At 72.8% G+C, this 24,848-nt stretch carries 20 protein-coding genes; 7 read left to right on the plus strand and 13 right to left on the minus strand.

Features of this window, described 5'->3' with window-relative positions:
- The first annotated feature begins 690 nt into the window (after window positions 1-690).
- A complete protein-coding gene (gene trpS, locus ACIHAR_RS30440) occupies window positions 691-1,716 on the plus strand; it encodes a tryptophan--tRNA ligase (protein WP_400022703.1) in 1,026 nt (341 codons plus the stop codon).
- Here trpS and ACIHAR_RS30445 read toward each other — a convergent pair.
- Entirely contained in the window at window positions 1,656-2,651 is a 996-nt protein-coding gene (locus tag ACIHAR_RS30445; RefSeq protein ID WP_365461476.1) for a helix-turn-helix domain-containing protein, read from the minus strand. The genes trpS and ACIHAR_RS30445 overlap by 61 nt on opposite strands.
- Before the next feature lie 87 nt (window positions 2,652-2,738).
- Here ACIHAR_RS30445 and ACIHAR_RS30450 point away from each other — a divergent pair, with 87 nt between their 5' ends.
- A complete protein-coding gene (locus ACIHAR_RS30450; protein WP_365461478.1) occupies window positions 2,739-3,323 on the plus strand; it encodes a cysteine hydrolase family protein in 585 nt (194 codons plus the stop codon).
- A 16-nt stretch (window positions 3,324-3,339) separates the two neighbouring features.
- Here ACIHAR_RS30450 and proC read toward each other — a convergent pair whose 3' ends face one another.
- The 6 genes from proC to ACIHAR_RS30480 all read right to left on the minus strand — a co-directional run bounded on the left by proC (window position 3,340) and on the right by ACIHAR_RS30480 (window position 8,728).
- A complete protein-coding gene (gene proC, locus ACIHAR_RS30455) occupies window positions 3,340-4,152 on the minus strand; it encodes a pyrroline-5-carboxylate reductase (RefSeq protein WP_365461480.1) in 813 nt (270 codons plus the stop codon).
- A gap of 95 nt (window positions 4,153-4,247) precedes the next feature.
- A complete protein-coding gene (locus ACIHAR_RS30460; RefSeq protein ID WP_400022704.1) occupies window positions 4,248-5,021 on the minus strand; it encodes an ABC transporter permease in 774 nt (257 codons plus the stop codon).
- On the minus strand, window positions 5,018-5,842 hold the full coding sequence (locus ACIHAR_RS30465) for an ABC transporter ATP-binding protein (protein ID WP_400022764.1): 825 nt from the start codon (window positions 5,840-5,842) through the stop codon (window positions 5,018-5,020). Before ACIHAR_RS30465 ends, ACIHAR_RS30460 begins: the two co-directional genes overlap by 4 nt.
- 331 nt (window positions 5,843-6,173) lie before the next feature.
- On the minus strand, window positions 6,174-6,944 hold the full coding sequence (locus ACIHAR_RS30470; protein ID WP_400022705.1) for a class I SAM-dependent methyltransferase: 771 nt from the start codon (window positions 6,942-6,944) through the stop codon (window positions 6,174-6,176).
- A gap of 892 nt (window positions 6,945-7,836) precedes the next feature.
- Window positions 7,837-8,358, minus strand: coding sequence for an EamA/RhaT family transporter (locus ACIHAR_RS30475; protein ID WP_400022706.1), 522 nt, complete (start codon window positions 8,356-8,358; stop codon window positions 7,837-7,839).
- 46 nt (window positions 8,359-8,404) lie between these two features.
- Window positions 8,405-8,728: an SH3 domain-containing protein gene (locus tag ACIHAR_RS30480; protein ID WP_365461490.1), complete on the minus strand. Its 324-nt coding sequence runs from the start codon at window positions 8,726-8,728 to the stop codon at window positions 8,405-8,407.
- A gap of 181 nt (window positions 8,729-8,909) precedes the next feature.
- Here ACIHAR_RS30480 and ACIHAR_RS30485 point away from each other — a divergent pair, with 181 nt between their 5' ends.
- Window positions 8,910-11,054 (plus strand): serine/threonine-protein kinase, encoded by a 2,145-nt coding sequence (locus tag ACIHAR_RS30485; RefSeq protein ID WP_400022707.1) that lies wholly within the window; start codon window positions 8,910-8,912, stop codon window positions 11,052-11,054.
- A 73-nt stretch (window positions 11,055-11,127) separates the two neighbouring features.
- Here the strand turns inward: ACIHAR_RS30485 and ilvD are convergent, their stop codons facing one another.
- The 4 genes from ilvD to ACIHAR_RS30505 form a co-directional block, all read right to left on the minus strand.
- Window positions 11,128-12,981: a dihydroxy-acid dehydratase gene (gene ilvD, locus ACIHAR_RS30490; protein WP_365461494.1), complete on the minus strand. Its 1,854-nt coding sequence runs from the start codon at window positions 12,979-12,981 to the stop codon at window positions 11,128-11,130.
- 177 nt (window positions 12,982-13,158) lie between these two features.
- Window positions 13,159-13,764: a TetR family transcriptional regulator gene (locus tag ACIHAR_RS30495; protein ID WP_365461496.1), complete on the minus strand. Its 606-nt coding sequence runs from the start codon at window positions 13,762-13,764 to the stop codon at window positions 13,159-13,161.
- A complete protein-coding gene (locus tag ACIHAR_RS30500) occupies window positions 13,761-14,585 on the minus strand; it encodes a sugar phosphate isomerase/epimerase (protein ID WP_365461498.1) in 825 nt (274 codons plus the stop codon). Before ACIHAR_RS30500 ends, ACIHAR_RS30495 begins: the two co-directional genes overlap by 4 nt.
- Window positions 14,586-15,357: 772 nt before the next feature.
- Window positions 15,358-16,290, minus strand: a complete 933-nt coding sequence (locus ACIHAR_RS30505) for a Ppx/GppA phosphatase family protein (RefSeq protein WP_365461500.1) — start codon at window positions 16,288-16,290, stop codon at window positions 15,358-15,360.
- Window positions 16,291-16,385: 95 nt separating this feature from the next.
- Between ACIHAR_RS30505 and ACIHAR_RS30510 the strand changes: the two genes are divergently transcribed.
- A complete protein-coding gene (locus ACIHAR_RS30510) occupies window positions 16,386-17,357 on the plus strand; it encodes a hypothetical protein (RefSeq protein ID WP_400022708.1) in 972 nt (323 codons plus the stop codon).
- Window positions 17,358-17,515: 158 nt separating this feature from the next.
- Here the strand turns inward: ACIHAR_RS30510 and ACIHAR_RS30515 are convergent, their stop codons facing one another.
- Window positions 17,516-19,231 carry a hypothetical protein gene (locus ACIHAR_RS30515; RefSeq protein ID WP_400022709.1) on the minus strand — a complete coding sequence of 572 codons (1,716 nt, stop codon included), beginning with the start codon at window positions 19,229-19,231 and terminating at the stop codon, window positions 17,516-17,518.
- Between the two features lie 252 nt (window positions 19,232-19,483).
- Between ACIHAR_RS30515 and radA the strand changes: the two genes are divergently transcribed.
- Together radA and disA are read left to right on the plus strand one after the other, a co-directional pair.
- Window positions 19,484-20,893 (plus strand): DNA repair protein RadA, encoded by a 1,410-nt coding sequence (gene radA / locus ACIHAR_RS30520; protein WP_365461506.1) that lies wholly within the window; start codon window positions 19,484-19,486, stop codon window positions 20,891-20,893.
- Between the two features lie 81 nt (window positions 20,894-20,974).
- Entirely contained in the window at window positions 20,975-22,099 is a 1,125-nt protein-coding gene (disA, locus tag ACIHAR_RS30525; protein WP_365461508.1) for a DNA integrity scanning diadenylate cyclase DisA, read from the plus strand.
- Between the two features lie 303 nt (window positions 22,100-22,402).
- Here disA and ACIHAR_RS30530 read toward each other — a convergent pair whose 3' ends face one another.
- Entirely contained in the window at window positions 22,403-23,242 is an 840-nt protein-coding gene (locus tag ACIHAR_RS30530) for a hypothetical protein (RefSeq protein WP_400022710.1), read from the minus strand.
- A 325-nt stretch (window positions 23,243-23,567) separates the two neighbouring features.
- Here ACIHAR_RS30530 and ACIHAR_RS30535 point away from each other — a divergent pair, with 325 nt between their 5' ends.
- Window positions 23,568-24,563, plus strand: coding sequence for an A/G-specific adenine glycosylase (locus ACIHAR_RS30535; protein ID WP_365461512.1), 996 nt, complete (start codon window positions 23,568-23,570; stop codon window positions 24,561-24,563).
- The last annotated feature ends 285 nt before the right edge of the window (window positions 24,564-24,848 follow it).

A 24,848-nucleotide genomic window follows, 5' to 3' on the forward strand; every position in this document is an offset into this window, starting at 1 on the left:
TTTTGGCACGCTGTTGAGTTCTCAAGGAACGGACGCTTCCTTTGTACTCACCCGAGAGACTCTCTCAGGCTTTCCTCCGGGCGCTTCCCTTCGGTCTTGCGTTTCCGACTCTATCAGATCTTTTCTCGATCCGATTTCCTCGATGCTTTCCAGGTCCCCGCTCTCGCGGTTTCCTTTCCGGCGTTTCCGACTCTATCAGATCCTTTCGGCCCTGATTCCCCGTCAGAGGGGGTTGTCCTCCCGGCCCTTCGGCCGTTCCGACGAGTGAGACTTTAGCGGATTCCCGGCTCCCGAAGCCAATCGAGGCCTTCGTTCTTTCGAACGCGGATTCCTCATTTCGCGAATACACATGCCGACGACGCGACGACAGACGTATCGACTGTTCGTCGAGAAGTGGTTGGTACTTGCGGAATGGCTGTCCGGGGACCGACCGTGGTCGGCGCTCACATCGGACAACCCGGAGAACACTACGTATCCGACCGGGGTGTGTCAACCCGCGCCCCGGACGCATCCCGGAGGCGTACTCTGGACGACATGTCCACGCGTACGTGTACCCAGCAGTGGTGGGCCGCCTGACGGCGGCCCGACTCGCGTATGCGCTCAACGGCCGCCGCCTCGGCGGCCGTTTCTGTTTCTCCCTCCTGAGGAGCGGCCGGCCGGGTGCGGCGGCCTCGACCAGGAGGTGAAGAGATGAAGCGGGTCTTCAGTGGGGTCAAGCCGACCGGGCACCTGACGCTGGGGAACTACCTGGGGGCCATGCGGCAGTGGGCCGCGGTCGACCAGCACCGGGCGGACGCGTTGTTCTGCGTCGTCGATCTGCACGCGCTGACCGTCGATCACGATCCGGCGCGCGTGCGGCGCCTCAGCCGGCAGACGGCCACCCTGCTGCTGGCTGCGGGGCTGGACCCGCAGCTGTGCACGCTGTTCGTGCAGAGTCACGTGGACGAGCACGCGCGGCTGTCGTACCTGCTGGAGTGCGTGGCCACCGACGGCGAGATGCGACGGATGATCCAGTACAAGGAGAAGGCCGCACGCGAGCGTGGGCGCGGCGGGAGTGTGCGGCTCTCGCTGCTGACCTATCCGGTGCTGATGGCCGCGGACATCCTGGCGTACGCGACGGACGAGGTGCCTGTGGGGGACGACCAGGCGCAGCACGTGGAGCTGGCCCGGGATCTGGCGCTGCGGTTCAACCAGCGGTACGGGCAGGCGTTCGTGGTGCCGAGGGCCACGCATCCGGCGGTGGCCGCGCGGGTGATGAACCTGCAGGAGCCGACGTCGAAGATGGGGAAGAGCGACGACTTCGGGCCGGGGATCGTCTATCTGCTGGACGAGCCGGACGCCGTGCGGAAGAAGATCATGCGGGCCGTGACCGACAGCGGGCGGGAGGTCGTGTACGACCGGGAGGCGCGGCCCGGGGTGGCGAATCTGCTGGAGATCCTCGCGGCGTGTACGGGTGGGAACCCGGAGGCCTTGGGCGGTGTATATGAGTCGTACGGGTCTTTGAAGAAGGACACCGCCGAGGCTGTGGTGGAGGTTCTACGGCCCGTGCAGGCCAGGCACAAGGAGTTGTGCGCTGATCCTGTGTATGTGGAGGGGGTGCTGCGGGATGGTGCGGAGAAGGCTCGGGCGATGGCCCGGCCGGTGGTGGATGCGGCCTATCGCGCGATCGGGCTGCTGCCGCCCGTTGCGGAGCCCGTGCTGAACGCTGCGCGGTAGGCGCGTGGGCTGGTGGCGAGGCGCGATGCGAAGTGCTGGCGCATCGTGACCTCGCTGCCGAAGCCGGCGCGGCGGGCGACCTCGGGCATGGGGAGGTCGGTGCGTTCGAGGAGTTTCTGGGCTGCGGCGAGGCGCTGGTCGAGGAGCCAGCGGAGGGGGGTGGTGCCGGTCTCCGCGGTGAAGTGGCGGGTGAAGCTGCGGGGGGACATGCCGGCGTGGGCTGCGAGGTCGGCGACGGTGATGGGTTCGTGGAGGTGGCGCAGGGCGTGCTCGCGGACGGTGGCGAGGGTGTCGGCGTCGCGGTCCGTGTGCGGCGTGGGGCGCTCGATGAACTGGGCTTGGGTGCCCGTGCGGAAGGGGGCGGTGACCATGGAGCGGGCGATGGTGGCGGCTGTCTCGGCACCGTGTGCGGTGCGGACGAGGTGGAGGCAGAGGTCGATGCCGGCTGCGGTGCCGGCCGCGGTCCAGATGTTGTCGTCCTCGATGAAGAGGGCGTCGGGGACGACGGTGACCTCGGGGTGGTGGGTGCGGAGGAGGTCGACGAGGTTCCAGTGGGTGATCGCGCGGCGGCCGTCGAGGAGGCCGGCCTGGGCGAGGGTGAAGGCGCCGCCGCAGAGGGCGGCGAGGGTGGTGCCGCGGGCGTGGGCGTGGCGGAGGGCGTCGAGGACGGGGCCGGGTGCGGGGGTGAGGTGGTCGTCGAGGCCGGGGATCAGGATCAGGTCGGCGTGGGGGAGCCAGGCCAGAGTGCGGTCGGGGTGGAGGGCGAGCCCTCCGCGCATGGGGATGGGCGCGGTGTCGGTCGCGACGCGGCGCAGGTCGAAGGCGGGGGCGCCGCGGTCGGTGCGGTCGACGCCCCAGACCTCGGTGATGACGGAGACGTCGAAGGCGCGGACGCCCGGGAAGGCCACGAGGGCTACGTGGTACGGGGTCTCCATGGGTGCCTCCACACCTGGCAGTAAACCATCGATCGCTGTCTTTCCGTCCTCTGGGGTGGGTGCCGGTCCGGCGGCAGGATCGTCGGCATGGAGATGTCACAGAACGCTGCGCTGCTGGTTGTGGACGTACAGAAGGGCTTCGAGGAGGCCGGCTTCTGGGGGCCGCGGAACAACCCCGGGGCCGATGACAACATCGCTCGGCTCATCGACGTGTGGCAGGCGACGGAGCGGCCGGTGGTGTTCGTGCGGCACGACTCGTCGAAGCCGGGGTCGCCGCTGCGTGCCGGGTACGAGGGGAACGACTTCAAGGAGTACGTGGAGGAGCGGCGCGGCAAGGGGGCGGGGGCGGAGCTGTTCGTCACGAAGACCGTCAACTCGGCTTTCTACGGCACGCCGGATCTGGACGCCTGGTTGAAGGCGGAGGGGATCTCCCAGGTCGTGGTGGCCGGGATCCAGACCAACATGTGCGTGGAGACGACCGCGCGGATGGGCGGGAACCTGGGGTACGACGTGCTGGTGGCGTATGACGCCACGTACACCTTCGACCTGGAGGGGCCGTTCGGCTGGCGGCGGAGTGCGGAGGAGGTGGCGCAGGCCTCGGCGGTGTCGTTGCACGGGGGCGGTTTCGCGCGGGTGGTGACCACTCGGGAGGTGGTGGACGCAGCGAGGTGACCGCCCCCGGCGGGGGTCAGTCCTTGGTGCCGGAGGCCAGTTCGCGGCTGCGGTCGCGGGCGGCTTCGAGGGCGGCGATGAGGGCCGCTCGTACGCCGTGGTTCTCGAGTTCGCGGATGGCGTTGATGGTGGTACCGGCGGGCGAGGTGACGTTCTCGCGAAGTCTGACGGGGTGCTCGCCGCTGTCGCGGAGCATCGTGGCGGCGCCGATCGCGGACTGGACGATGAGGTCGTGGGCCTTGTCGCGGGGGAGGCCGAGCAGGATGCCGGCGTCGGTCATGGCTTCGACCAGGTAGAAGAAGTACGCCGGGCCGGAGCCGGAGAGGGCGGTGCAGGCGTCCTGCTGGGACTCGGGGACGCGCAGGGTCTTGCCGACGGAGCCGAAGATCTCCTCGGCGTGGGCGAGGTCGGCCTCACTGGCGTGCCTGCCGGCGGAGATGACGGACATGGCCTCGTCGACGAGGGCGGGGGTGTTCGTCATGACGCGGACGACGGGGACGCCGGTGGTGAGGCGGTCCTCGATGAAGGAGGTGGTGATGCCGGCGGCTCCGCTGATGACCAGGCGGCCGGCGGGCACGTGGGGGGCGAGTTCGTCGAGGAGGGTGCCCATGTCCTGCGGTTTGACCGTGAGGATGAGGGTGTCCGCGGTCTTGGCGGCTTCGGCGTTGGTGACCGGGGTGACGCCGTAGCGGGTGCGGAGTTCCTCGGCGCGGTCGGCGCGGCGGGCGGTGACGAGGAGGTCTGCGGGGGGCCAGCCGCCGCGGAGCATTCCGCTGAGCAGGGCTTCGCCGATCTTGCCGGTGCCGAGGACTGCGACTTTCTGGGTCATGGCGGGGTGTCCTCCGGAGGTGTGCGTCGTCCTCGCTCATCCTCGCATCGGGGGACCCGGGGGTGCGGTGGGTGTCCGGTGGGCGGGACGTCGGCTCACGTCGTCCTGCGTCGCAGGGTCGCCGCGCCGAGGCCCAGGACCAGAAGGGCGCAGCCCGCCACGATCAGCACGTCGCGGATGAAGGCGGCGGTCATGTCCGTGTGCCTGAGGACCTCGTTCATGCCGTCGACGGCGTAGGACATGGGGAGGACGTCGGAGAGGGCTTCGAGGGCCGGGTGCATGGTGTCGCGTGGGGTGAACAGGCCGCAGAGGAGGAGTTGGGGGAAGATCACCGCCGGCATGAACTGGACGGCCTGGAATTCCGAGGCGGCGAAGGCGGAGACGAAGAGGCCGAGGGCCGTGCCGAGGAGGGCGTCGAGGAGGGCCACCAGGAGGAGGAGCCAGGGGCTGCCGGTCACGTCCAGGTCGAGGAACCAGACCGCGAGGCCGGTGGCGAGGGCGGACTGGACGATGGCGAGGGCGCCGAACGCGAGCGCGTAGCCGGCGATCAGGTCGGCTTTGCCGAGGGGGAGGGCGAGGAGGCGTTCGAGGGTGCCGGAGGTGCGTTCGCGGAGGGTGGCGATGGAGGTCACCAGGAACATCGTGATCAGCGGGAAGATTCCGAGGAGGGAGGCGCCGATGCCGTCGAAGGTGCGGGGGGCGCCGTCGAAGACATAGCGGAGCAGGAACAGCATCACGCACGGGATGAGGATCATCAGGGCGATCGTGCGTGGGTCGTGGCGGAGTTGGCGGAGCACGCGGGCTGCCGTGGCGGTGGTGCGGAAGAGGTTGAAGGGCGTGGTGGGGGCGGGGGTCGTCGGTGTGCTCATCGGGTCTGCTCCTTGGTGCGGGAGGCCTGGGTCGCCTCGTCGACCAGCTGGAGGAAGGCCGCCTCGACCGTGTCGGACCCGGTGCGGGTGCGCAGGGCGTCGGGGGTGCCGTCGGCGAGGATCTCGCCCTCGCGCATCAGCAGCAGGCGGTGGCAGCGCTCGGCCTCGTCCATGACGTGGGAGGAGACGAGGAGGGTCGCTCCGCGGGTGGCCGCGATGTCGTGGAAGAGCTGCCAGAGGTCTCGGCGGAGGACGGGGTCCAGGCCGACGGTCGGTTCGTCGAGGACGAGGAGTTCCGGTGTGCCCAGGAGGGCCACGGCCAGGGAGACGCGGCTGCGCTGGCCGCCGGAGAGGTTGCCGGCGAGGGCCTCGGCGTGGCTGGTGAGGTCGACGTCGGCGATGGCCCGGGTGACGTCGTCGTGGCGGCGTTCGGCTGCGGCGCGGCCCGGTTGGAGGATCGCGGCGAAGTAGTCGAGGTTCTGGCGGACCGTCAGGTCGTCGTAGACGGAGGGCGCCTGGGTGACGTAGCCGATGCGGGTGCGGAGGGTGGGGTCGCCCGCGGGGCGGCCGAGGACGTCCAGGGTGCCGGTGACCTTGGCCTGGGTGCCGACGATCGCGCGCATCAGGGTCGACTTTCCGCATCCCGAGGGGCCGAGGAGGCCGGTGATCTGGCCGCGGGGGACGGTGAAGTCGAGGGAGCGCAGGACGGTGCGGGGGCCTCGGACGACGGTGAGGGCGGAGGCGTGGACGGCCGGGGTCGCCTCGGTCCGGGTCGCTGTGTCCGGTGGTGGTCCTGACGGTCCTGAACCCTCGTAATTCATCATGCGATGAATAATCTCGCCGGGGCGGAGTGGCGTCAAGTGGGGGCACGGCGCGCGGCGGTGCGGGTGCGCTGCCGCGCGGGAGGGGGCGGCGCGGGTGTCCTGCCGCGCGGGAGGGGGCGGTGCCGGAGGGGCCACGGTCCGGGTCGCTTGCCTGCGTGTCCATCCGCCCAGTGGCGCCCCCTCCCCCGTCGGGTTCTGCAGGGTTTGAGGTACGGCTTGAGCTGAGTGGGCTGCGACACCTGGACCACGTGTGCGCGGTCCACAAGATCTGGGCGCCGCGCGGGGACGGCGGAGTCTCGGCGTGTCGGGGGAACCCGGGCCCAGGTGGTCAGGGGCAGGTGGCGAGCAGGAGCTCGACGTCGTAGGTCTCCTCCACGGCGCCGTCGGGGAAGAGCGACAGAAGGTGGCGGCGCTCCTCGGTGAGGAAGGCGGCGGCGCTCTCCTCTCCGTGGACGAGGAAGATCGAGTGGCTGCCGATGTTGGCCAGGTGCGTGTCGACGGGGACGCGGCGGCTCCAGCGGACCCGGCGGCGGGCGAAGTCGAGGCGGCCGGCGGTGTCCGCGAGGGCGGTGGGGGTGCCGTTGCCGTTCAGGACGAGGTCCTCGTCGATGTCGAAGTGACGCTGGATCCGGTCCATCTGCGCCTCGATCCACGGCACGTCGAGCGCGCTCGTGTTCCACCACAGTGCCAGGGCGCCGCCCGCGCGCAGCACGCGCAGGGCCTCCGGGACGGAGCGGACCGGGTCGGTCCAGTGCCAGGACTGGGCATAGGTGAGGAAGTCGAGGGAGGCGGTGGCGAGGGGGAGGTGGTTTCCGTCCCCGCGGACGATCGGCACGTCGGGGAGGGTGCGGCGGAACTGCGCCGCCATGCCGTCGCCGGGTTCGACGGCGAGGACGTCGGCGCCGCGGGCTTGCAGGAGCGCGGTCGCGATGCCGGTGCCCGCGCCGACGTCGGCGACACGGGCGCCGGCGAGGGGGCGGCCGGCCATGTCCTCGACCGCGTCGAGGAGGGCGGTCGGGTAGGAGGGGCGGTTGGCGGCGTACTGGGCCGCGGCGGAGTTGAAGGAGTGGGCTCGGGCGGTGTGGGAGTGAGCCGTCATGGGGTCATGGTGACGGGGGTGGATGGGGAGGGGAAGGTGGCCGTGGGCGGGAGTGCGGCGGGGGTGCGGGCGGGCGGACGTGGGGCGGGCGGGGTGGGGCGGGGGGTGCGGGCGAAGTCGCGGCGGTGCGGCGCGGTCGCGGGCGGGCGGCGGGTGTCTGGTGGGCGCCGGCTGCCCCAGGGCGGGACGGAGTCCTGGCGGTGCGCCGTCCTGGGCGGGAGGCCGGTTCCCCGGCGGGCGAGGGTGGAGTCCTAGCACTGCGCGCTGTCCTGGGCGGACGCCGGCTCCCCGGTGGGTGGGTCGGGGTCGTGGCGGTGCGGCGAGCCCGCCGCGGGTCGTGCCCCTCTGCCCGCTGCCACAGTGCGCCGGTACTGGGACCATCCAGGCGGCGGGCTGCGCCGCACCGCCACGCCCCACTCCCGGGAGCGCGCGACTGCGGGAATGGGTGGGTTGACCGACGGAGCGGCGGGGGGTTTCCGGGTACAGCGGGTGCGGGAGCATGCCGGGCGGCCGCCGGAGCGGCCGGGAGCGCTTCCGGGTACAGCGGGTGCGGGAGCATGCCGGGTGGCCGCCGGGGCGGCGGGGGCGCTTCCGCAGGACGGCGACTGCGGCAGGGTGCGGGGTGGACGGCGCTGCCGGGCCGCGGGACGGCGGCTGCGCGAGCGGGCGGCTGGCCGTCGATGCTGCCGGGATCACTTCCGCGAGGCGGCGGCCGCGCGCGTGCGGGGTGGCCGTCACTGCTGCCCGAAGCACTTTCGCGGCACGGCGGGGGCGCCGGCGTGTCGGGTGCGTGGCGCTGCTGCCGGGGGACTTCCCCGGGCGGCGGGTGTGGTGGATGCGGGCGAGCCGCTGCTGTGGGACGTCGTCGGAGTTGCTGCGGGAAGGTGGGGTTTCAGGGGCGGCGGCGTTTTTTGGAGGGGTTGCCGGTGCGGCGGGTGGTGCGGCGTGCGTGTTGGGTGCAGGCCGCTGCGTACTCCTGGCGGTGGAGTCGCTCGCCGGGGGCCTCGGTGAGGGAGCGGAGGAAGTAGGCGAGCAGAGCGCCGACGAAGCCGATGGCCAGCAGGCCGCGCAGGGAGGCTTGGCGGTCCGGGTCGGGGCGCTTGCGGAAGCTCTCCCAGGTGTGTCCGAAGGCCAGTGCGCTGCACACCGCGAACATCACCACGACCAGCAGGGTCACGAAGCTGCCGGTGTCGGCCAGGGCCAGGCCCTGGTAGGCGAAGCGCAGGACGAGGCAGGAGGCGACCGCGGTGAGGAGCGAGCCGGCGGCCACGGCGATGCGGCGGAGCGTGTAGCCGCCGTCGTGGTGCACCCAGGTGGTGCCGAAGAAGCGGAGGGGCTCGGGGCGGGGGCCGCCGGGGGTGCCCCGGCCCGGGGAGCCCGCCACGGTGTCCGGGGTGCCGTTTTCGTCGCTCACGTGACGATTATGACGCCGGCCGGGGGCGGGCTCCCAAAGGGGTGTGTCAGGCGCAGCGCGAGGCGACGTAACCGTCGCTGCCCGTCCTCACGTACGCGTCCGCGACGTACTCGCCGTTGCCGATGTTGTCCCAGATGTTCGACGTGCCGTACGGGCCGCTGACGGTCGTGCCCGGCGTCTGGCAGTAGATCGCGACCTTGGAGCCCTCGGGCAGGACACGGATGATGCTGTAGCCGGTGCCGGGGCCTCTGCGGACGTTCAGGCGGACGCCCGGGGCGACCGGGTAGTAGGGCACCGTCGCAGCGGTGGCCGTGGTCAGGGCCTGGGCCTCGTCACCGTTCTCGATCTCTTCCACGTGGTCGACAGACATGTAAAACCTCCCCCGTTGGACCCATGCGTGGCATGGGGCCTCGTTGATTCCCCTGCATCACGAGATGAAACACATGTACGCAACTCGCACGCGGAGGCTAGCAAGTCGCCTCGGTCTCGTACGAGTCATCGACTAGGCTCCGTGCGTCGCCGGCGCGGCCGAAACAGCACGGGGGTGGTCCATGGCGCCACAGCGCAACACCGGCATGGGCGCGGAAGCGGAACTTCCGGAGTACGCCGGCCACTACCCGCTGGAGTCCTGTCTGGGCTCGGGTGGCATGGGCGTGGTCCACCTGGCCCGCAGCACCTCCGGCATGAAGCTCGCGGTGAAGGTCGTACACGCGGAGTTCGCCAGGGACCCCGAGTTCAGGGGGCGGTTCCGGCAGGAGGTGGCGGCCGCGCGCAGGGTCAGCGGTGCCTTCACCGCGCCCGTCGTCGACGCCGACCCGGAGGCCGAACGGCCCTGGATGGCGACGCTGTTCATTCCGGGCCCCACACTCTCGGACCACGTGAAGCGGAACGGGCCCATGGGCGCGGGCGAGTTGCGGCGGCTGATGGCCGGACTCGCGGAGGCGCTGCGCGACATCCACCGCGTCGGCGTGGTGCACCGGGATCTGAAGCCCAGCAACGTGCTCCTCGCCGAGGACGGCCCGAAGGTCATCGACTTCGGCATCTCCCGCCCGAAGGACAGCGAACTGCGCACCGAGACGGGGAAGTTGATCGGCACGCCGCCGTTCATGGCGCCCGAGCAGTTCCGGCGCCCGCGGGAGGTCGGGCCCGCCGCCGACATCTTCGCGCTCGGGTCCGTGCTGGTGCACGCGGCGACCGGGCGGGGGCCGTTCGACTCCGACAGTCCGTACGTCGTCGCCTACCAGGTGGTGCACGACGAGCCCGATCTCACCGGCGTGCCGGAGAACCTCGCACCGCTGGTGCTGCGCTGTCTCGCCAAGGAGCCCGAGGAACGGCCCACGCCGGACGAGTTGATGCGGGAGCTGCGGTCGGTGGCGGCCTCGTACGACACGCAGGCGTTCATACCGGGGCCGCGGACGGAGGAGCCGGCTTCGGGTTCCGGGGCGAGCTCCGGGGCGGATGCCCCGGCAGGTGACGGTGCGGGGTCCGTGGCGTCTCCCGGCGGCGAGGACGCGGTGCGGCGGCCGCGGCGGAGCGTGTTGCGGCGGGTGGCCCTGGTGGCCGGGGTGCTGTGCCTGGTCGCCGGGGGCACGTTCGCCTCGGTCCGGTGGCTCGGCGACTCCCCCGCCGCCCAGGACTCGAGCCCGCGGACGGCGCCGGCCGCGTTCGAGGCGTGGGAGGCCGAGCCGGTGTCCGCCGCGCAGAGCGCTCCCTTGTGCTCGTACGGAGCCGGGAAGCTGTTGTGCGCCCAGGCGGGGACGGTCTTCGCGCTCGACCCGGCCGACGGCGCTCTCGTGTGGAAGCACGCCGTCGCCGAGTCGCGCCCGAGCGGGCCTCCGGTGCTCGCCGGGGGCCTCGTGCAGCCGCTGACGGACCAGGGATCGCGTCTGGAGGGGCTCGACCCGGCCTCGGGCGAGGTGCGCTGGGAGGCGGACATGCCCGAGCACAGCGGGCTGCACGCCGCCGGGGACATGCTCCTGGTCACCTCCGCCGACGGGACGGTCACGGGCGTGGACGGCGCGTCCGGCGAGGCCGCCTGGAGCAATGCGGTGCCGGGGCAGGGCACGCCGTACTTCTCCTCGTTCGCCGGGGACCCGTCGGCGTACGCGACGAGCGTCTCCGGCTCGGGCACGACCGAGGTCACCGCCGTGGACCCGAGCAGCGGCGACGTGCGGTGGGAGGCGCGGCTGGACGGCACGCTCGAGCCCGTCGGCAGCCACGACGGGACCGTCTTCCTCCTGTCGGTCGACAACGCGACCGGGTTCACCGACGCCGTCGTGCGCTACGACCCCGAGTCCGGGTCGGAACACAGGGTGGAGCTGCCGGTGCCGCGCCAGGACCCGTCGGCCGGTGTGCACGGGGACGTCGTGTACCTGCTGGGCACGGGCGGCTCGCTGGAGGCCGTCGACATGGCGGCGCGCGAGCGGGTGTGGAGCCTGGAGACGGGCGTCAGCCGCGGTTCGGCGCCGGTCGCCGACGGCGGGCATGTGTACGTCGTCGCGGCGGACGGACGGCTCCTCGCCGTGGACGCCCGTACCGGTCGGCTCCTCGGGCAGACTCCGGCTCGCCTGGGAGCGAACTCCGACCGTGTGACGCCCAACCAGCCCGCGCCGGTCGTGGTGGACGGGCGGGTGTACGGGAGCGCGCCGGACGGGACGGTCTTCGCCGTCGACGGACGCACCCCGTCGGCCTGGTGAGGCCCGGCCCCGCAGCCCCGACACGCGAAGGGGGCCGCCCCCGATGACGGAGGCGGCCCCTTCGGCGCGGTCGTCAGCCCAGCTTGGACACGTCGCGGACCGCGCCCTTGTCGGCGCTCGTGGCCATCGCGGCGTAGGCGCGCAGGGCGGCGGAGACCTTGCGGTCGCGGTTCTGCGGGGCGTACACGCCGTTCAACGACCGCTCGCGGCGGGCGAGTTCCGCGTCGTCGACGAGCAACTCGATCGTGCGGTTCGGGATGTCGATGCGGATGCGGTCGCCGTCCTCGACGAGGGCGATGGTTCCGCCGGCGGCCGCCTCGGGTGAGGCGTGGCCGATGGACAGGCCCGAGGTGCCGCCGGAGAAGCGGCCGTCCGTGATCAGCGCGCAGGCCTTGCCGAGGCCGCGGCCCTTCAGGTACGAGGTCGGGTAGAGCATCTCCTGCATGCCGGGGCCGCCCTTGGGGCCCTCGTAGCGGATGACGACGACGTCGCCTTCCTTGACCTGCTGGGTGAGGATCTTCTGGACGGCGTCCTCCTGCGACTCGCAGACGACCGCCGGGCCCTCGAAGGTCCAGATCGACTCGTCGACGCCGGCCGTCTTCACCACGCAGCCGTCGACGGCGAGGTTGCCCTTGAGGACCGCCAGGCCGCCGTCCTTGCTGTACGCGTGCTCGGCGGAGCGGATGCAGCCGCCCTCGGCGTCCTCGTCCAGCGCCTCCCAGCGCTCCGACTGGGAGAAGGCCTCGGCGGAGCGGACGCAGCCGGGGGCCGCGTGCCACAGCTCGACGGCCTCGGGGGACGGGGAGCCTCCGCGGACGTCCCACGTCTTCAGCCAGTCCGCCAGGGAGGGGCTGTGGACGGCGTGCACGTCCTCGTTCAGCAGGCCCGCGCGGTGCAGTTCGCCGAGGAGGGCGGGGATGCCGCCGGCGCGGTGCACGTCCTCCATGTAGTACGTGCGGTTCTTGGCGACGTTCGGGGCCACCTTGGCCAGGCACGGCACCCGGCGCGAGACCGCGTCGATCTCGTTCAGGCCGAAGGGGACGCCCGCCTCCTGCGCCGCCGCCAGCAGGTGCAGGATCGTGTTGGTCGAGCCGCCCATGGCGATGTCCAGGGCCATCGCGTTCTCGAAGGCGGAGAAGGTGGCGATGTTGCGCGGCAGGACCGTCTCGTCGTCCTGCTCGTAGTAGCGGCGGGTGAGGTCCATGACCGTGCGCGCGGCGTCGACGTACAGCTGTTTGCGCGCGGTGTGGGTGGCGAGGACCGAGCCGTTGCCGGGGAGGGAGAGGCCGATGGCCTCGGTCAGGCAGTTCATCGAGTTGGCGGTGAACATGCCGGAACAGCTGCCGCAGGTCGGGCAGGCGTTCTCCTCGATGCGGAGGATGTCCTCGTCCGAGATCTTGTCGTTCACGGCGTCGGAGATCGCGTCGACCAGGTCGAGCGTGCGGACCGTGCCGTCGACCAGGGTGGCGCGGCCGGACTCCATGGGGCCGCCGGAGACGAACACCGTGGGGATGTTCAGCCGCAGGGCGGCGTTCAGCATGCCCGGGGTGATCTTGTCGCAGTTGGAGATGCAGACCAGGGCGTCGGCGCAGTGCGCCTCGACCATGTACTCCACGCTGTCCGCGATCAGGTCGCGGGAGGGCAGGCTGTAGAGCATGCCGCCGTGGCCCATGGCGATGCCGTCGTCGACGGCGATCGTGTTGAACTCGCGCGGGATGCCGCCGGCCTCCCTGATCGCCTCGCTGACGATCCGGCCGACCGGCTGGAGGTGCGTGTGGCCCGGCACGAACTCGGTGAAGCTGTTGGCGACCGCGATGATCGGCTTCCGGCCGATGTCCGCACCGGGTACACCGGAGGCGCGCATAAGGGCGCGGGCGCCCGCCATGTTGCGGCCGTGGGTGACTGTGCGGGACCTCAGCTCGGGCATCGTCGCTCGCTCCTTCAGACAGATAGGGCTGTTAATGAGCGTACGCCGCTCATCCAGGGGGCGGGACGGAGTGTCCGGAATGCGGGACGCGTGTCTCGTGGGTGCCGGTGGGCCTCACGGGCGGACGCGATCGGCGGCCGGCGGGTGCCGAGGCCGATCGGGCCAGGTCGGCGGGCCTCAGGGGCCGGTGAGGTGCCCCTGCACCACCGGCGCGAGCCGCGCGACGATCTGCTCCAGGTCCGCCGACGCCAACGGCTCCAGCTTGATCACGTACCGCAGGATCGCCGTGCCGACCAGCTGCGCGGCCGCCAGCTCGGAGCGCAGTTCCGCGTCGGGCAGGTCGAGCTGGACGGCGATGCGGCGCAGCAGCTGCGAGGCGACCAGGCGGCGGAAGACGGCCGCGGCGGTCTCGTTGTTGACCGCCGAGCGGACGATCGCCAGCAGGGGCGCACGGGTGGTGGGGTTCTCCCAGATACCGAAGATGAAGCGGGTCAGCCGCTCGCCGATGCCGTCCAGGGGGCCCTCGGCCACGGTCTCCGGGGCGTGCAGCGCGGGCGCGAAGGCGACCTCGACGGCCGCCGCGAAGACCTGTTCCTTGGTGCCGAAGTAGTGGTGGACCAGTGCCGAGTCGACCCCGGCGGCCTTCGCGATGCCCCGTACGGAGGTCTTCTCGTAGCCGCGCTCGGAGAACTCGGCACGGGCCGCGGTGAGGATGCGGTCGCGGGTGTCGGCGGACTCGGCGCGCGGGGGGCGGCCGCGGCGGCGGGCACCGGCGTCGGTCACCGGCGGGGCACCTTCACCGCGGAGGCCAGGTGCAGACGCGTGAAGGCCAGGGCCTCCGCGAGATCGGCCTCACGTTCGGCGCTGGACATCGCGCGCCGTGTGTTGACCTCGATGACGACGTGCCCGTCGAAGCCGCTCAGCGCCAGGCGCTCCAGCAGTTCGGCGCAGGGCTGGGAGCCGCGGCCGGGGACGAGGTGCTCGTCCTTGGCGGAGCCGTTCCCGTCGGCCAGGTGGACGTGCCCGAGGCGGTCGCCCATGCGGTCGAGCATGTGGATCGCGTCCGTCCGGGCCGTCGAGGCATGGCTGAGATCGATCGTGAAGTGCCGGTAGTCGTCCTTGGTCACGTCCCAGTCCGGCGCGTACGCGAGCATCTCGCGGTCGCGGTAGCGCCAGGGGTACATGTTCTCGACGGCGAACCGTACGTCCGTCTCGTCCGCCATCCGCCAGATTCCCTGCACGAAGTCGCGCGCGTACTGCCGCTGCCAGCGGAAGGGCGGATGGACGACGACCGTGGTCGCCCCGAGCTTGTCGGCCGCGGCGCGCGCCCGCTGGAGCTTCACCCACGGGTCGGTCGACCACACCCGCTGGGTGATGAGCAGGCAGGGAGCGTGGACGGCCAGGATCGGGACCTGGTGGTAGTCGCTGAGCCGGCGCAGCGCGTCGATGTCCTGGCTGACCGGGTCGTTCCACACCATGACCTCGACGCCGTCGTACCCGAGGCGCGCGGCGATCTCGAAGGCCGTCGCCGTCGACTCCGGATAGACCGAGGCCGTCGACAGGGCGACCTTCGCATCCGGGATGCGCACCACTGGTTCTGCCACGAAGGACAGCGTACGGTCCCGCGCTCCACGCCGGGGAGCGTGCCGCCGTGCCGCCTCCGCGCGGGCGGGGGAACCGGCCACGCGGATGGCCTGGTGGGGAGGGGGGCGGAGCGAGGGCTCGGTGGGGTGCCGTGTGGGGGGCGGGGGTGGCGTACTTCACGTGCGCGCCGACGTCGACCGCGGGGGCGAGGGTGGCGGGGGTGGGGCTGGCGGGACCGGTCCGCGAAGGCGGGTTCGGCCGGACCGGGCCCGCGAAGGCGGGTTCGGCCGGACCGGGCCCGCGAAGGCGGGTTCGGCCGGACCGGGCCCGCGAAGGCGGGTCGGCCGGACCGGGCCCGCAGGGCTGGCCGAGCCGGGACCCGGGGCCGGCCGGGCACGGACCCGTAGTAGCAGGGCCGGTCGAGCACGGACCCGCAAAAGCAGGGTCGGCAGTGGGGAAGCCGGGAAGCCCGCCGGCGTCACCCCGGGCCGCCCTGTCGCCGTTTCGTCGGAACCGGGGACGGGGTTCCCGTGGCCGCCCGCGGCGGTCATGACCAGGCTCTCGTGGTCCCCCGCGGCGGTCATGACCAGGCTCCCGTTGGCCGCCCGCGGCGGTCATGACCAGGCTCCCTTTGGCCGCCCGCGGCGGTCATGACCAGGCTCCCTTTGGCCGCCCGCGGCGGTCATGACCGGTTCCGGTGGTCGCCTGCCACGGTCATGCTCCCGGGCCTGCCCGGTCGGTGGCCGAGCCCGCCCGGGAACCCGCGCGGGAGTCCGCTCCGGCGCCCGCGCCTCAGGCCGTCGGCAGGTGATCGAGCCGCCGTAGGATCACGCCCTCGCGCAGCGCCCACGGGCAGATCTCCAGCGTGTCCACGTCGAACAGGTCCATGGCGCCCTCGGCGACCAGCGCTCCGGCGAGGAGCTGGCCCGCGCGGCCCTCGGAGACGCCGGGGAGCTCCGCGCGCTGGGCGACGGTCATGCCGGCCAGGCGCGGGACCCAGGCCTCCAGGGACTCCCGCTTGAGCTCGCGCTGGGTGTACGGGCCGTCGGCCGAGCGGGCGGCGCCGGCGAGGCGGGCGAGCTGCTTGAAGGTCTTCGACGTGGCGACGACGTGGTCGGGGGCGCCGAAGCGGCTGAACTCCCCGACCGTGCGGGCGATCTCCGCGCGCACGTGCCGGCGCAGGGCCCGTATGTCCTCGGTGTCGGGGGGATCGCCGGGCAGCCAGCCGGCCGTGAGGCGGCCCGCGCCGAGCGGCAGGGAGACGGCCGCGTCGGGCTCCTCGTCGATGCCGTACGCGATCTCCAGGGAGCCGCCGCCGATGTCGAGGACCAGCAGCTTGCCGGCGGACCAGCCGAACCAGCGGCGGGCGGCGAGGAAGGTGAGCCGGGCCTCCTCCGCGCCGGTGAGGACCTGCAGTTCGACGCCGGTCTCGGCCTGCACGCGCGCGAGGACGTCGTCGGCGTTGCTGGCCTCACGCACCGCGGAGGTCGCGAACGGGAGCACGTCCTCGACGCCCTTGTCCTCGGCGGCCTGGAGAGCCTCCTGGATCACCGTGATCAGTTTGTCGACGCCCTCGGAGCCGATCGCCCCGCTCCCGTCGAGAAGTTGGGCGAGGCGCAACTCCGCCTTGTGCGAGTGCGCGGGCAGCGGGCACGCGCCGGGATGCGCGTCCACCACCAGCAGATGCACCGTGTTCGATCCCACGTCGAGGACACCGAGTCTCATGTAGGGCACGCTACTGCCAGCCACCCTGTCCGCTGCCTCGCGTGCGGAGCCTGAGACCGTGCTGAGAGACGGCCCGGTCGACTTACCCTGGACGCGTGCCAAAGACGAAAAAGGCGAAGGACGAAAAGGCCGACAAGGCTCCCAAGACGGCCAAATCCACCAAAGGTTCTTCGCAGATGAAGTCATCGAAGAAGTCGACGAAGGCCCTGGTCGCGGCGGACGAGAAGGGCCTCGACTTCGCGCGCGCGTGGGTGGAGTTTCCTGATCCGGCGGACGACGAGCAGGTGTTCCGCTGCGATCTGACATGGCTGACCTCTCGCTGGAACTGCATCTTCGGCAGCGGCTGCCAGGGCATCCAGGCGGGCCGCGCGGACGACGGCTGCTGCACGCTGGGTGCCCACTTCTCCGACGAGGACGACGAGAAGCGGGTCGCCGAGCATGTGGCGCGACTCACCCCCGACATCTGGCAGCACCACGACGAAGGCACCCGCGGCGGCTGGGTGTCGGAGGACGAGGACGGTTCCCGCCAGACCCGCCCGTTCAACGGCTCGTGCATCTTCCAGAACCGCCCCGGCTTCGCGGGCGGCGCCGGCTGCTCGCTGCACATCCTGGCCCTGAAGGAGGGCCGCGAGCCGCTGGAGACCAAGCCGGACGTCTGCTGGCAGTTGCCGATCCGGCGTACGTACGACTGGATCGACCGGCCCGACGACACGCGCGTGCTGCAGGTGTCGATCGGCGAGTACGACCGCCGCGGCTGGGGTCCGGGCGGCCACGACCTGCACTGGTGGTGCACGTCGGCGACCTCGGCGCACGGCGCGGGGGAGCCGGTCTACGTGTCCTACCGGGCGGAGCTGACCGAGCTGATGGGCAAGGCCGGTTACGACCGCCTGGTCGAACTGTGTGAGGAGCGGCTCGCCTCGCGGCTGCCGTTGCTGGCGCCGCACCCGGCGGATCCGGGGGTCGGTCCCGAGGGTCCCGGCGGTCCCGTCGGCCCCGGCGGTCCCGGCAGCCCCGGTGCCCCCGGTGGTAGCGGCGTCGAGGGCGATGCCGTCGATCCGGTCGACTGACGCTCCGGCGCACCCGGGCCCGGCTCCCGGGGCCACGGAGGGGCGCTGAACCGGCCCGCGGGGCCTCCGGGACGACGGGCGCCAGGGCACGTCCTGCAGGTGCGGGGCGGAGTCCGACAGCACGCTCAGCGGGTGCGGGGCCGGGTCCGACAGCACGCTCAGTCGGTGGCGGGATGCGGGTCGCCGGCGTCCCCGGACGGCTGCGCCGGATCCTCCGGGCCGGACGGCGACGGGTCGCCGGGTGTGGGCTGCGGGTCGGGCGAGGTCGGCTGGGTGCTCGGTGTGGGGCCGGTGGAGGGCGAGCCGGTGGGGGTCGGCTCCGGGTCCGTCGAGGGGGGTGGATCGGAGGGGGTGCCGGGACCCGGTTTCGTGGGGGCCGGCGCGGTGCCGAAGCCGTCGATGGAGACGACCGCGCCCGCGGGGGCGATCGCCACGCGCGCGTGCCAGGGGCCGGAGGGCTCCCGCAGGTGGTCGACGTACACCTTGATCGTCACCGACTCGCCGGGCTCCAGCGTGCCCGTGGAGCGGCTCAGGTACAGCCAGGGGGTCCCGGTGGTCGCCGACCAGCGGACCGGCTTCCCCGCGTCCGAGGAGGCGGTGAGGGTGATCAGGGTGGTGTCACCGCTGTTGGCGGCGGTCACGGAGAGGCTCCCGGCGCCGTTCCCACCGCGTCCGGTGACGCTGACGACCTCGACGGAGACGTCCGGTTCGCCGTCCTTGGTGAGGCCGGAACCGGGCCGGGTGCTGGCGTTCCCGGCGTTCTGGTAGCCGCCGGTCGGCTCGCCGTCGAGGCTGTCGGGGCCCTGCGCCTCGCTGGCGGTGGCCGAGCGGCCGTCGGCCTCGGCGGTCGGCGTGCCCCGGTACGCGGCCCACAGGGCGAGCACGGGCGCGGCGACGACGGTGGCGACGACGGTCGTCGTGATGGCACGCGCGCGGAAGCGGTCCCGGCGGGCGGCGCGGTCCTTGGGGTCCATGGGGAAGCCCCGCCGGTCGAAGCGGGGTGCCGCCGCTCCCCGCGCGCGCGGGAGGCGCGCCAGGGCGTTGTGCAGCTCCGCGCGGGGCGCCGCCAGGACGGGCAGCTCGGCGGGGGTGACCCCGGCGCCGGGCCAGCGGCCGGGGACCGCGCGTTCGGCGGCACGCCGGCAGCGCGGACAGTCGTCGACGTGCCGGACGAGTTCGCGGCGCAGGGCGGCGCTGAGCACGAGCTGGTGGTCGCCGGTGAGGCGGGCCACACCGGGGCAGCCGCCCGTCTCGACGACGGCGAGGGCGGCGCGCGTGCGCTCGACCTCGCAGGCGGCGGAGGCGAGCAGCTCGCGGGCCGCGGCGTGGTCCATGCCGAGCACGGCGGCGACCTCGTGGGCGGCGAGCTGGTGGCGTACGGCGAGTTCGAGCGCCTCGCGCTGCTCCGGGGCGGTACCGGCCGCCTCCGGCCAGGCGAGCAGGGCGAGTTCGCGCCGCCGCCGCTCCTGGACCTCCTCGGACACGGACGGGCCGGCGGACTTCGCGCCGCCGGCCCGGTGGCCGTTGCGGCCTGCCGCGTGCGTGGCCTGACGTTTCTGCTTGGCCTCGGCGAGTTTGCGCAGGCACGCCCAGCGGGCCAGCGCGTACAGCCAGGCCCTGCGGTCCGCGGTGGTGTCCGGGACGCGCTGCCCGCGCCGCTCGGCGAGCGCGAGGGCGTCCGCGAGCGCCGCCGTGGCCGTGTCGTGGTCGCACAGGACGGACAGGCAGTAGGTGAACAGGCCGTCCAGGTACGGCTCGTAGCGCGCGGGGGGCCGTTGCGCCGGCGTGCGCGCCGCAGCGCGGTCGCGCGCCTCCCTGTGCGCCCGGTGTGCGCCGGTCGTGCGGGTCGAGGTTTCCGGACTGCTGCTCGTCATCGGTGCGACCGTAGGCGTCGCGGAACGGCCTGCTCTGCCCCCTTCAGTCCTTTTAATCCGTACGGGTGAAACGATCCCTCATAAGGGGACAGGAGCGAGGCGTTCCGTGGCCCGTTCGTGGCGGGGGTGGCCGGTTCGCAGGGGGTGTGGCCCCGGACGGGCGCCCCGGCCCGGTGTGTCCCCTGCCGGGACCGGCCCACGCTCCTCCACGGGCGCGGCCCGTTGTCAGTCCCGCCGGTTACGGTTTCCCCCATGGCTGCCCGTACGAAGACCACCAAGGACCGCCCGTCCTACCGCTGCACGGAATGCGGCTGGCAGACGGCCAAGTGGCTCGGCCGCTGCCCCGAATGCCAGGCCTGGGGCACGATCGAGGAGTACGGCGCGCCCGCGGTCCGTACGACGACGCCGGGGCGCGTCACCACCTCCGCCCTGCCCATCGGCCAGGTCGACGGCCGTCAGGCCACCGCCCGCCCCACCGGCGTGCCCGAGCTGGACCGCGTCCTCGGCGGCGGGCTGGTCCCCGGCGCGGTCGTCCTGCTGGCCGGCGAGCCGGGCGTCGGCAAGTCCACGCTGCTGCTGGACGTGGCCGCGAAGTCCGCGAGCGACGAGCACCGCACGCTGTACGTCACGGGCGAGGAGTCGGCGAGCCAGGTCCGTCTGCGCGCCGACCGCATCGGCGCCATCGACGACCACCTGTATCTCGCCGCGGAGACCGATCTGGCGGCCGTCCTCGGCCACTTGGACGCGGTGAAGCCGTCGCTGCTGATCCTCGACTCGGTGCAGACGGTGGCGTCCCCGGAGATCGACGGGGCGCCCGGCGGCATGGCCCAGGTCCGCGAGGTCGCCGGCGCCCTGATCCGCGCCTCCAAGGAACGCGGCATGTCCACGCTGCTCGTGGGCCACGTCACCAAGGACGGCGCGATCGCCGGCCCGCGTCTCCTGGAGCACCTGGTGGACGTCGTCCTGCACTTCGAGGGCGACCGGCACGCGCGCCTGCGCCTGGTGCGAGGCGTCAAGAACCGCTACGGCGCCACCGACGAGGTCGGCTGCTTCGAACTGCACGACGAGGGCATCACGGGACTTGCCGACCCAAGCGGACTTTTCCTGACCCGTCGTGACGAACCGGTCCCCGGCACCTGCCTGACGGTCACCCTCGAGGGCCGCCGCCCCCTGGTCGCGGAGGTGCAGGCGCTCACGGTCGACTCGCAGATCCCCTCCCCCCGCCGGACGACGTCCGGTCTGGAGACGTCCCGGGTCTCGATGATGCTGGCGGTCCTGGAGCAGCGCGGCCGCATCAGCGCCCTCGGCAAGCGGGACATCTACTCCGCGACGGTCGGCGGGGTGAAGCTGTCCGAGCCCGCTGCGGACCTCGCGATCGCCCTCGCGCTGGCCTCCGCGGCGAGTGACACCCCCCTGCCCAAGAACCTCGTCGCGATCGGCGAGGTGGGCCTCGCGGGCGAGGTCAGACGGGTCACGGGCGTCCAGCGCAGGCTGGCCGAGGCCCACCGCCTGGGCTTCACACACGCCCTCGTGCCGGGCGATCCCGGCAAGATCCCTCCCGGGATGAAGGTCCTCGAAGTCGCGGACATGGGGGACGCCCTGCGGGTCCTGCCGCGCTCCCGTCGCCGGGACGCCCCACGGGACGAGGAGGAGCGCCGGTAGACTTTGCCCAGGTCTCGCCCGTCCGTACGAACCGAGTGCGCGAAACGGGAACGCCCCAGAACCTGCGACCGGAGGAGTGCAGTGGCAGCCAACGACCGGGCGGCAGCTCCCGGAAAGTCCGGTGGGAGTTCCGGTGCCGACGGCCTGATGCGCGCCTCGCTCAGTGCGGTGGCTCCTGGTACGGCCCTGCGCGACGGCCTCGAGCGGGTGCTGCGCGGCAACACCGGTGGGCTCATCGTGCTGGGCTCCGACAAGACGGTCGAGGCGATGTGCACGGGCGGCTTCGTCCTGGACGTCGAGTTCACCGCCACCCGCCTGCGCGAGCTGTGCAAGCTCGACGGCGGCATCGTGCTCTCCTCCGACCTGTCGAAGATCCTCCGGGCGGGCGTCCAGTTCGTGCCGGACGCCACGATCCCCACCGAGGAGACCGGCACCCGGCACCGTACGGCGGACCGGGTCAGCAAACAGGTCGGTTTCCCCGTCGTCTCGGTCTCCCAGTCCATGCGCCTGATCGCGCTCTACGTCGACGGCCAGCGCCGCGTGCTGGAGGACTCGGCGGCGATCCTGTCCCGCGCCAACCAGGCGCTGGCGACCCTGGAGCGCTACAAGCTCCGCCTGGACGAGGTCGCGGGGACGCTGTCGGCGCTGGAGATCGAGGACCTGGTGACGGTCCGGGACGTCTCCGCGGTGGCGCAGCGCCTGGAGATGGTGCGTCGCATCGCCACCGAAATCGCCGAATACGTGGTCGAACTGGGCACCGACGGCCGCCTTCTCGCCCTCCAGCTCGACGAGTTGATCGCGGGCGTGGAACCGGAGCGCAGCCTGGTGGTCCGGGACTACGTCCCCGAGCCGACGGCCAAGCGCTCCCGCACGGTCGACGAGGCCCTGTACGAGCTGGACGCCCTCAGCCACGCCGAGCTCCTCGAACTGTCGACGGTGGCGCGCGCATTGGGGTACACCGGCTCCCCCGAGGCCCTCGACTCGGCGGTCTCGCCCCGCGGCTTCCGCCTCCTGGCCAAGGTCCCGCGTCTGCCGGGCGCGATCATCGACCGCCTGGTGGAGCACTTCGGGGGCCTGCAGAAGCTGCTCGCCGCGAGCGTCGACGACCTCCAGACGGTGGACGGCGTGGGCGAGGCGCGGGCACGCAGCGTTCGCGAGGGACTGTCGCGGCTGGCGGAGTCCTCGATCCTGGAGCGGTACGTCTGAACGAGGGGTGAGGACGGACGTGACCCGTGGAGGCGCCGGGCTCGCCGCACCAGCCACCCCCCGGGCATCCCGTCAGCCCTGACGCAGCCCGTCGGTCATGACGCGGTCCGACTCGGTCGTTCCAGGCCCGTCGGGTCGGCATCGGCCCGCCTCGATCGTTCCCGGCCGGGGTCCAGTCCTCGTCGCCCGCCCGGTCGGCATCCGCCCGCCTCGGTCGTTGCCGGCCGCGTTGCAGTGGTTGCCGTTGCAGTCGTCGCGGTGGCAGTGGTTGCCGTCGCAGTGGTTGCCGCTCCCGGCCGTGCCTCAGTCGTTGTCCAGCACGAACGACGTCTGCGCCTTCGCAAACCCCGGCGCCTTCGCCTCCACCAGGTACGTCCCGGCGCCGGCCACCCCCGCCGGAGGCGTCGCGCACTCCGGCGCGCTCGGCTTGCGGTCCCAGACGAGGGTGTAGGTGAAGGTGCCACCCGCCGGCACGCGGTACAGCACGCTCCCGGACACCTTGGGACAGTCGGCGGAGGACCAGTAGTCGTCCTCACCATCTGCCTGAGTGATCGTCAGAACGGCGTTCTCCGGCCCGAGATCGACCTTGCAGTCGCTGGTGGAGGAGTTCTTCGCGGTCAGTTGGAACGTGGGCTTCTGGTCCGGCGCGTACGTGTTGCGAACGCTGCGCAGGCTCAACGTGACGACGCTGGCGGTGCAGTTGGGCAAGGTGGTCCCCGCGGGCAGCGCCGTGGACGAACCACTGCCGACGGAGCCGCCACCCGAGCCGCCGGACCCACCGGACCCACCGGCCCCCGCCGAACCGCCGCCGCTGCCCGCGTCGGCGTCGCCCGACCCCGCGCCGTCGCCCGATCCCGTGTCGGAGCCGGAACCGGACCCGCCGGAGTCCTCGTCGCCCGACTCGTCGCGCCCGCCCGGGTTTTGGCTGATGGCGGGCCCGGATCCGGACGGCCCCGGCGTGATGGAGGGCGCGGGGTTCTTGCCGTTGGACCCGTCCGCGCCGTTCTTCCCACCACCTCCGCCGGCGGTGACGATCCAGGTGATCAGCAGCGCCAACAGGGCGACCACAGACAGCAGTACGACCCTCCGTCGCCAGTAGATGGAGGAGGGAAGCGGCCCGACCGGATTGCGCAGAGATCCCACGGCGCAAACTGTACGAGAGATCGCCGCGTTCCCTGGCCCCACCCGCCGCCACGATCACAACTTTTCCGGATCATCATCCTGGACACGGCGTCCCCGCCGCCGACTTGTGCCCGCGCGGCACACCCGGCCGGTCGCAGGACGTGACGATCCGGAGGCTGTCGCCACGGTCCGTGACCAACCTGATCTTTCGCATTCGCGTCGCTTGCACCTCTGGCCATAGCTACGGGTCGCCAGGAATCGCGCCCGCCAGGGTGCCACCGCGCCCCACGCCGCCGGGTGGCGGTACGCGCGTGTGCACCGGTCCGCATGGCAGGATCGAAGGGCCATGACTGCGCCCACGAAGCCCCCGCACAGCAGCCCCGCCGACGCCGACGCCGTCTCCGGCCCCCTCCTCGACGAGCAGCCGCCCCCCGCGACGACCGACCGACCCCCTGCCGGGCAGCCCTCCGGCACGCATCTGCACTCCCCCGTCATCGACTGGTTCGACGACCACGCCCGCGACCTGCCCTGGCGGCGCCCCGAGGCGGGCGCGTGGGGCGTGATGGTCAGCGAGTTCATGCTCCAGCAGACGCCCGTGAACCGCGTCCTGCCGGTCTACGAGCAGTGGCTCGCGCGCTGGCCGCGCCCCGCCGACCTGGCCGCCGAGGCCCCCGGTGAGGCGGTCCGCGCATGGGGCCGGCTCGGCTACCCCCGCCGTGCCCTGCGGCTGCACGGCGCCGCGGTGGCCATAACGGAGCGGCACGGCGGCGACGTGCCCTCGGACCACGGGCAGCTGCTGGCGCTGCCCGGCATCGGCGAGTACACGGCCGCCGCCGTCGCCTCGTTCGCCTACGGCCAGCGGCACGCCGTGCTGGACACCAACGTGCGCCGCGTCTTCGCGCGCGCGGTGACCGGCGTGCAGTACCCGCCGAACGCCACCACGGCCGCCGAGCGCAAGCTGGCCCGCGCCCTGCTCCCCGAGGACGAGAGGACCGCCGCCCGCTGGGCCGCCGCGTCCATGGAGCTCGGCGCACTGGTGTGCACGGCGAAGAACGAGACCTGTCACCACTGCCCGATCGCCGCGCAGTGCGCGTGGCGGCTCGCCGGCAAGCCGGAGCACGACGGTCCGCCGCGCCGGGGCCAGACGTACGCCGGTACGGACCGGCAGGTACGCGGCAAGCTGCTCGCCGTGCTGCGGGACGCGCACGCGCCCGTGCCGCAGGTGGCCCTCGACCGGGTGTGGCACGAGCCGGTGCAACGGGCGCGTGCCCTGGACGGTCTCGTCGCGGACGGTCTGGTGGAGCCGCTGCCCGGCGGTCTGTACCGCCTGCCCCTGACCTGACACACCGTCCGCCCGGACCCGGTCGACACGGCCACCGTGATCCGACTCGCACGGTCGCCGCGACCGGGTCGACAGGTCACCGCGACCTCGTCGTACACGGCCGCCGCGACCGGGTCGACACGGCCGCTGTGATCCGGCGTGCACGGCCGCCGGCACACCGTCACATCACAGGCGCGCGGGTGGTCTCACGGCTCACGCCGAGCCTTCGTCACACCCGCCGCCCGTGCGAACCACCCCATACACGCATCATTCGGCGCAGGGTCTTACCCCGAACCTGCGTCCGTT

The sequence above is a fragment of the Streptomyces sp. NPDC052016 genome (genome assembly GCF_044548445.1).
Taxonomy (GTDB): Bacteria; Actinomycetota; Actinomycetes; order Streptomycetales; family Streptomycetaceae; genus Streptomyces.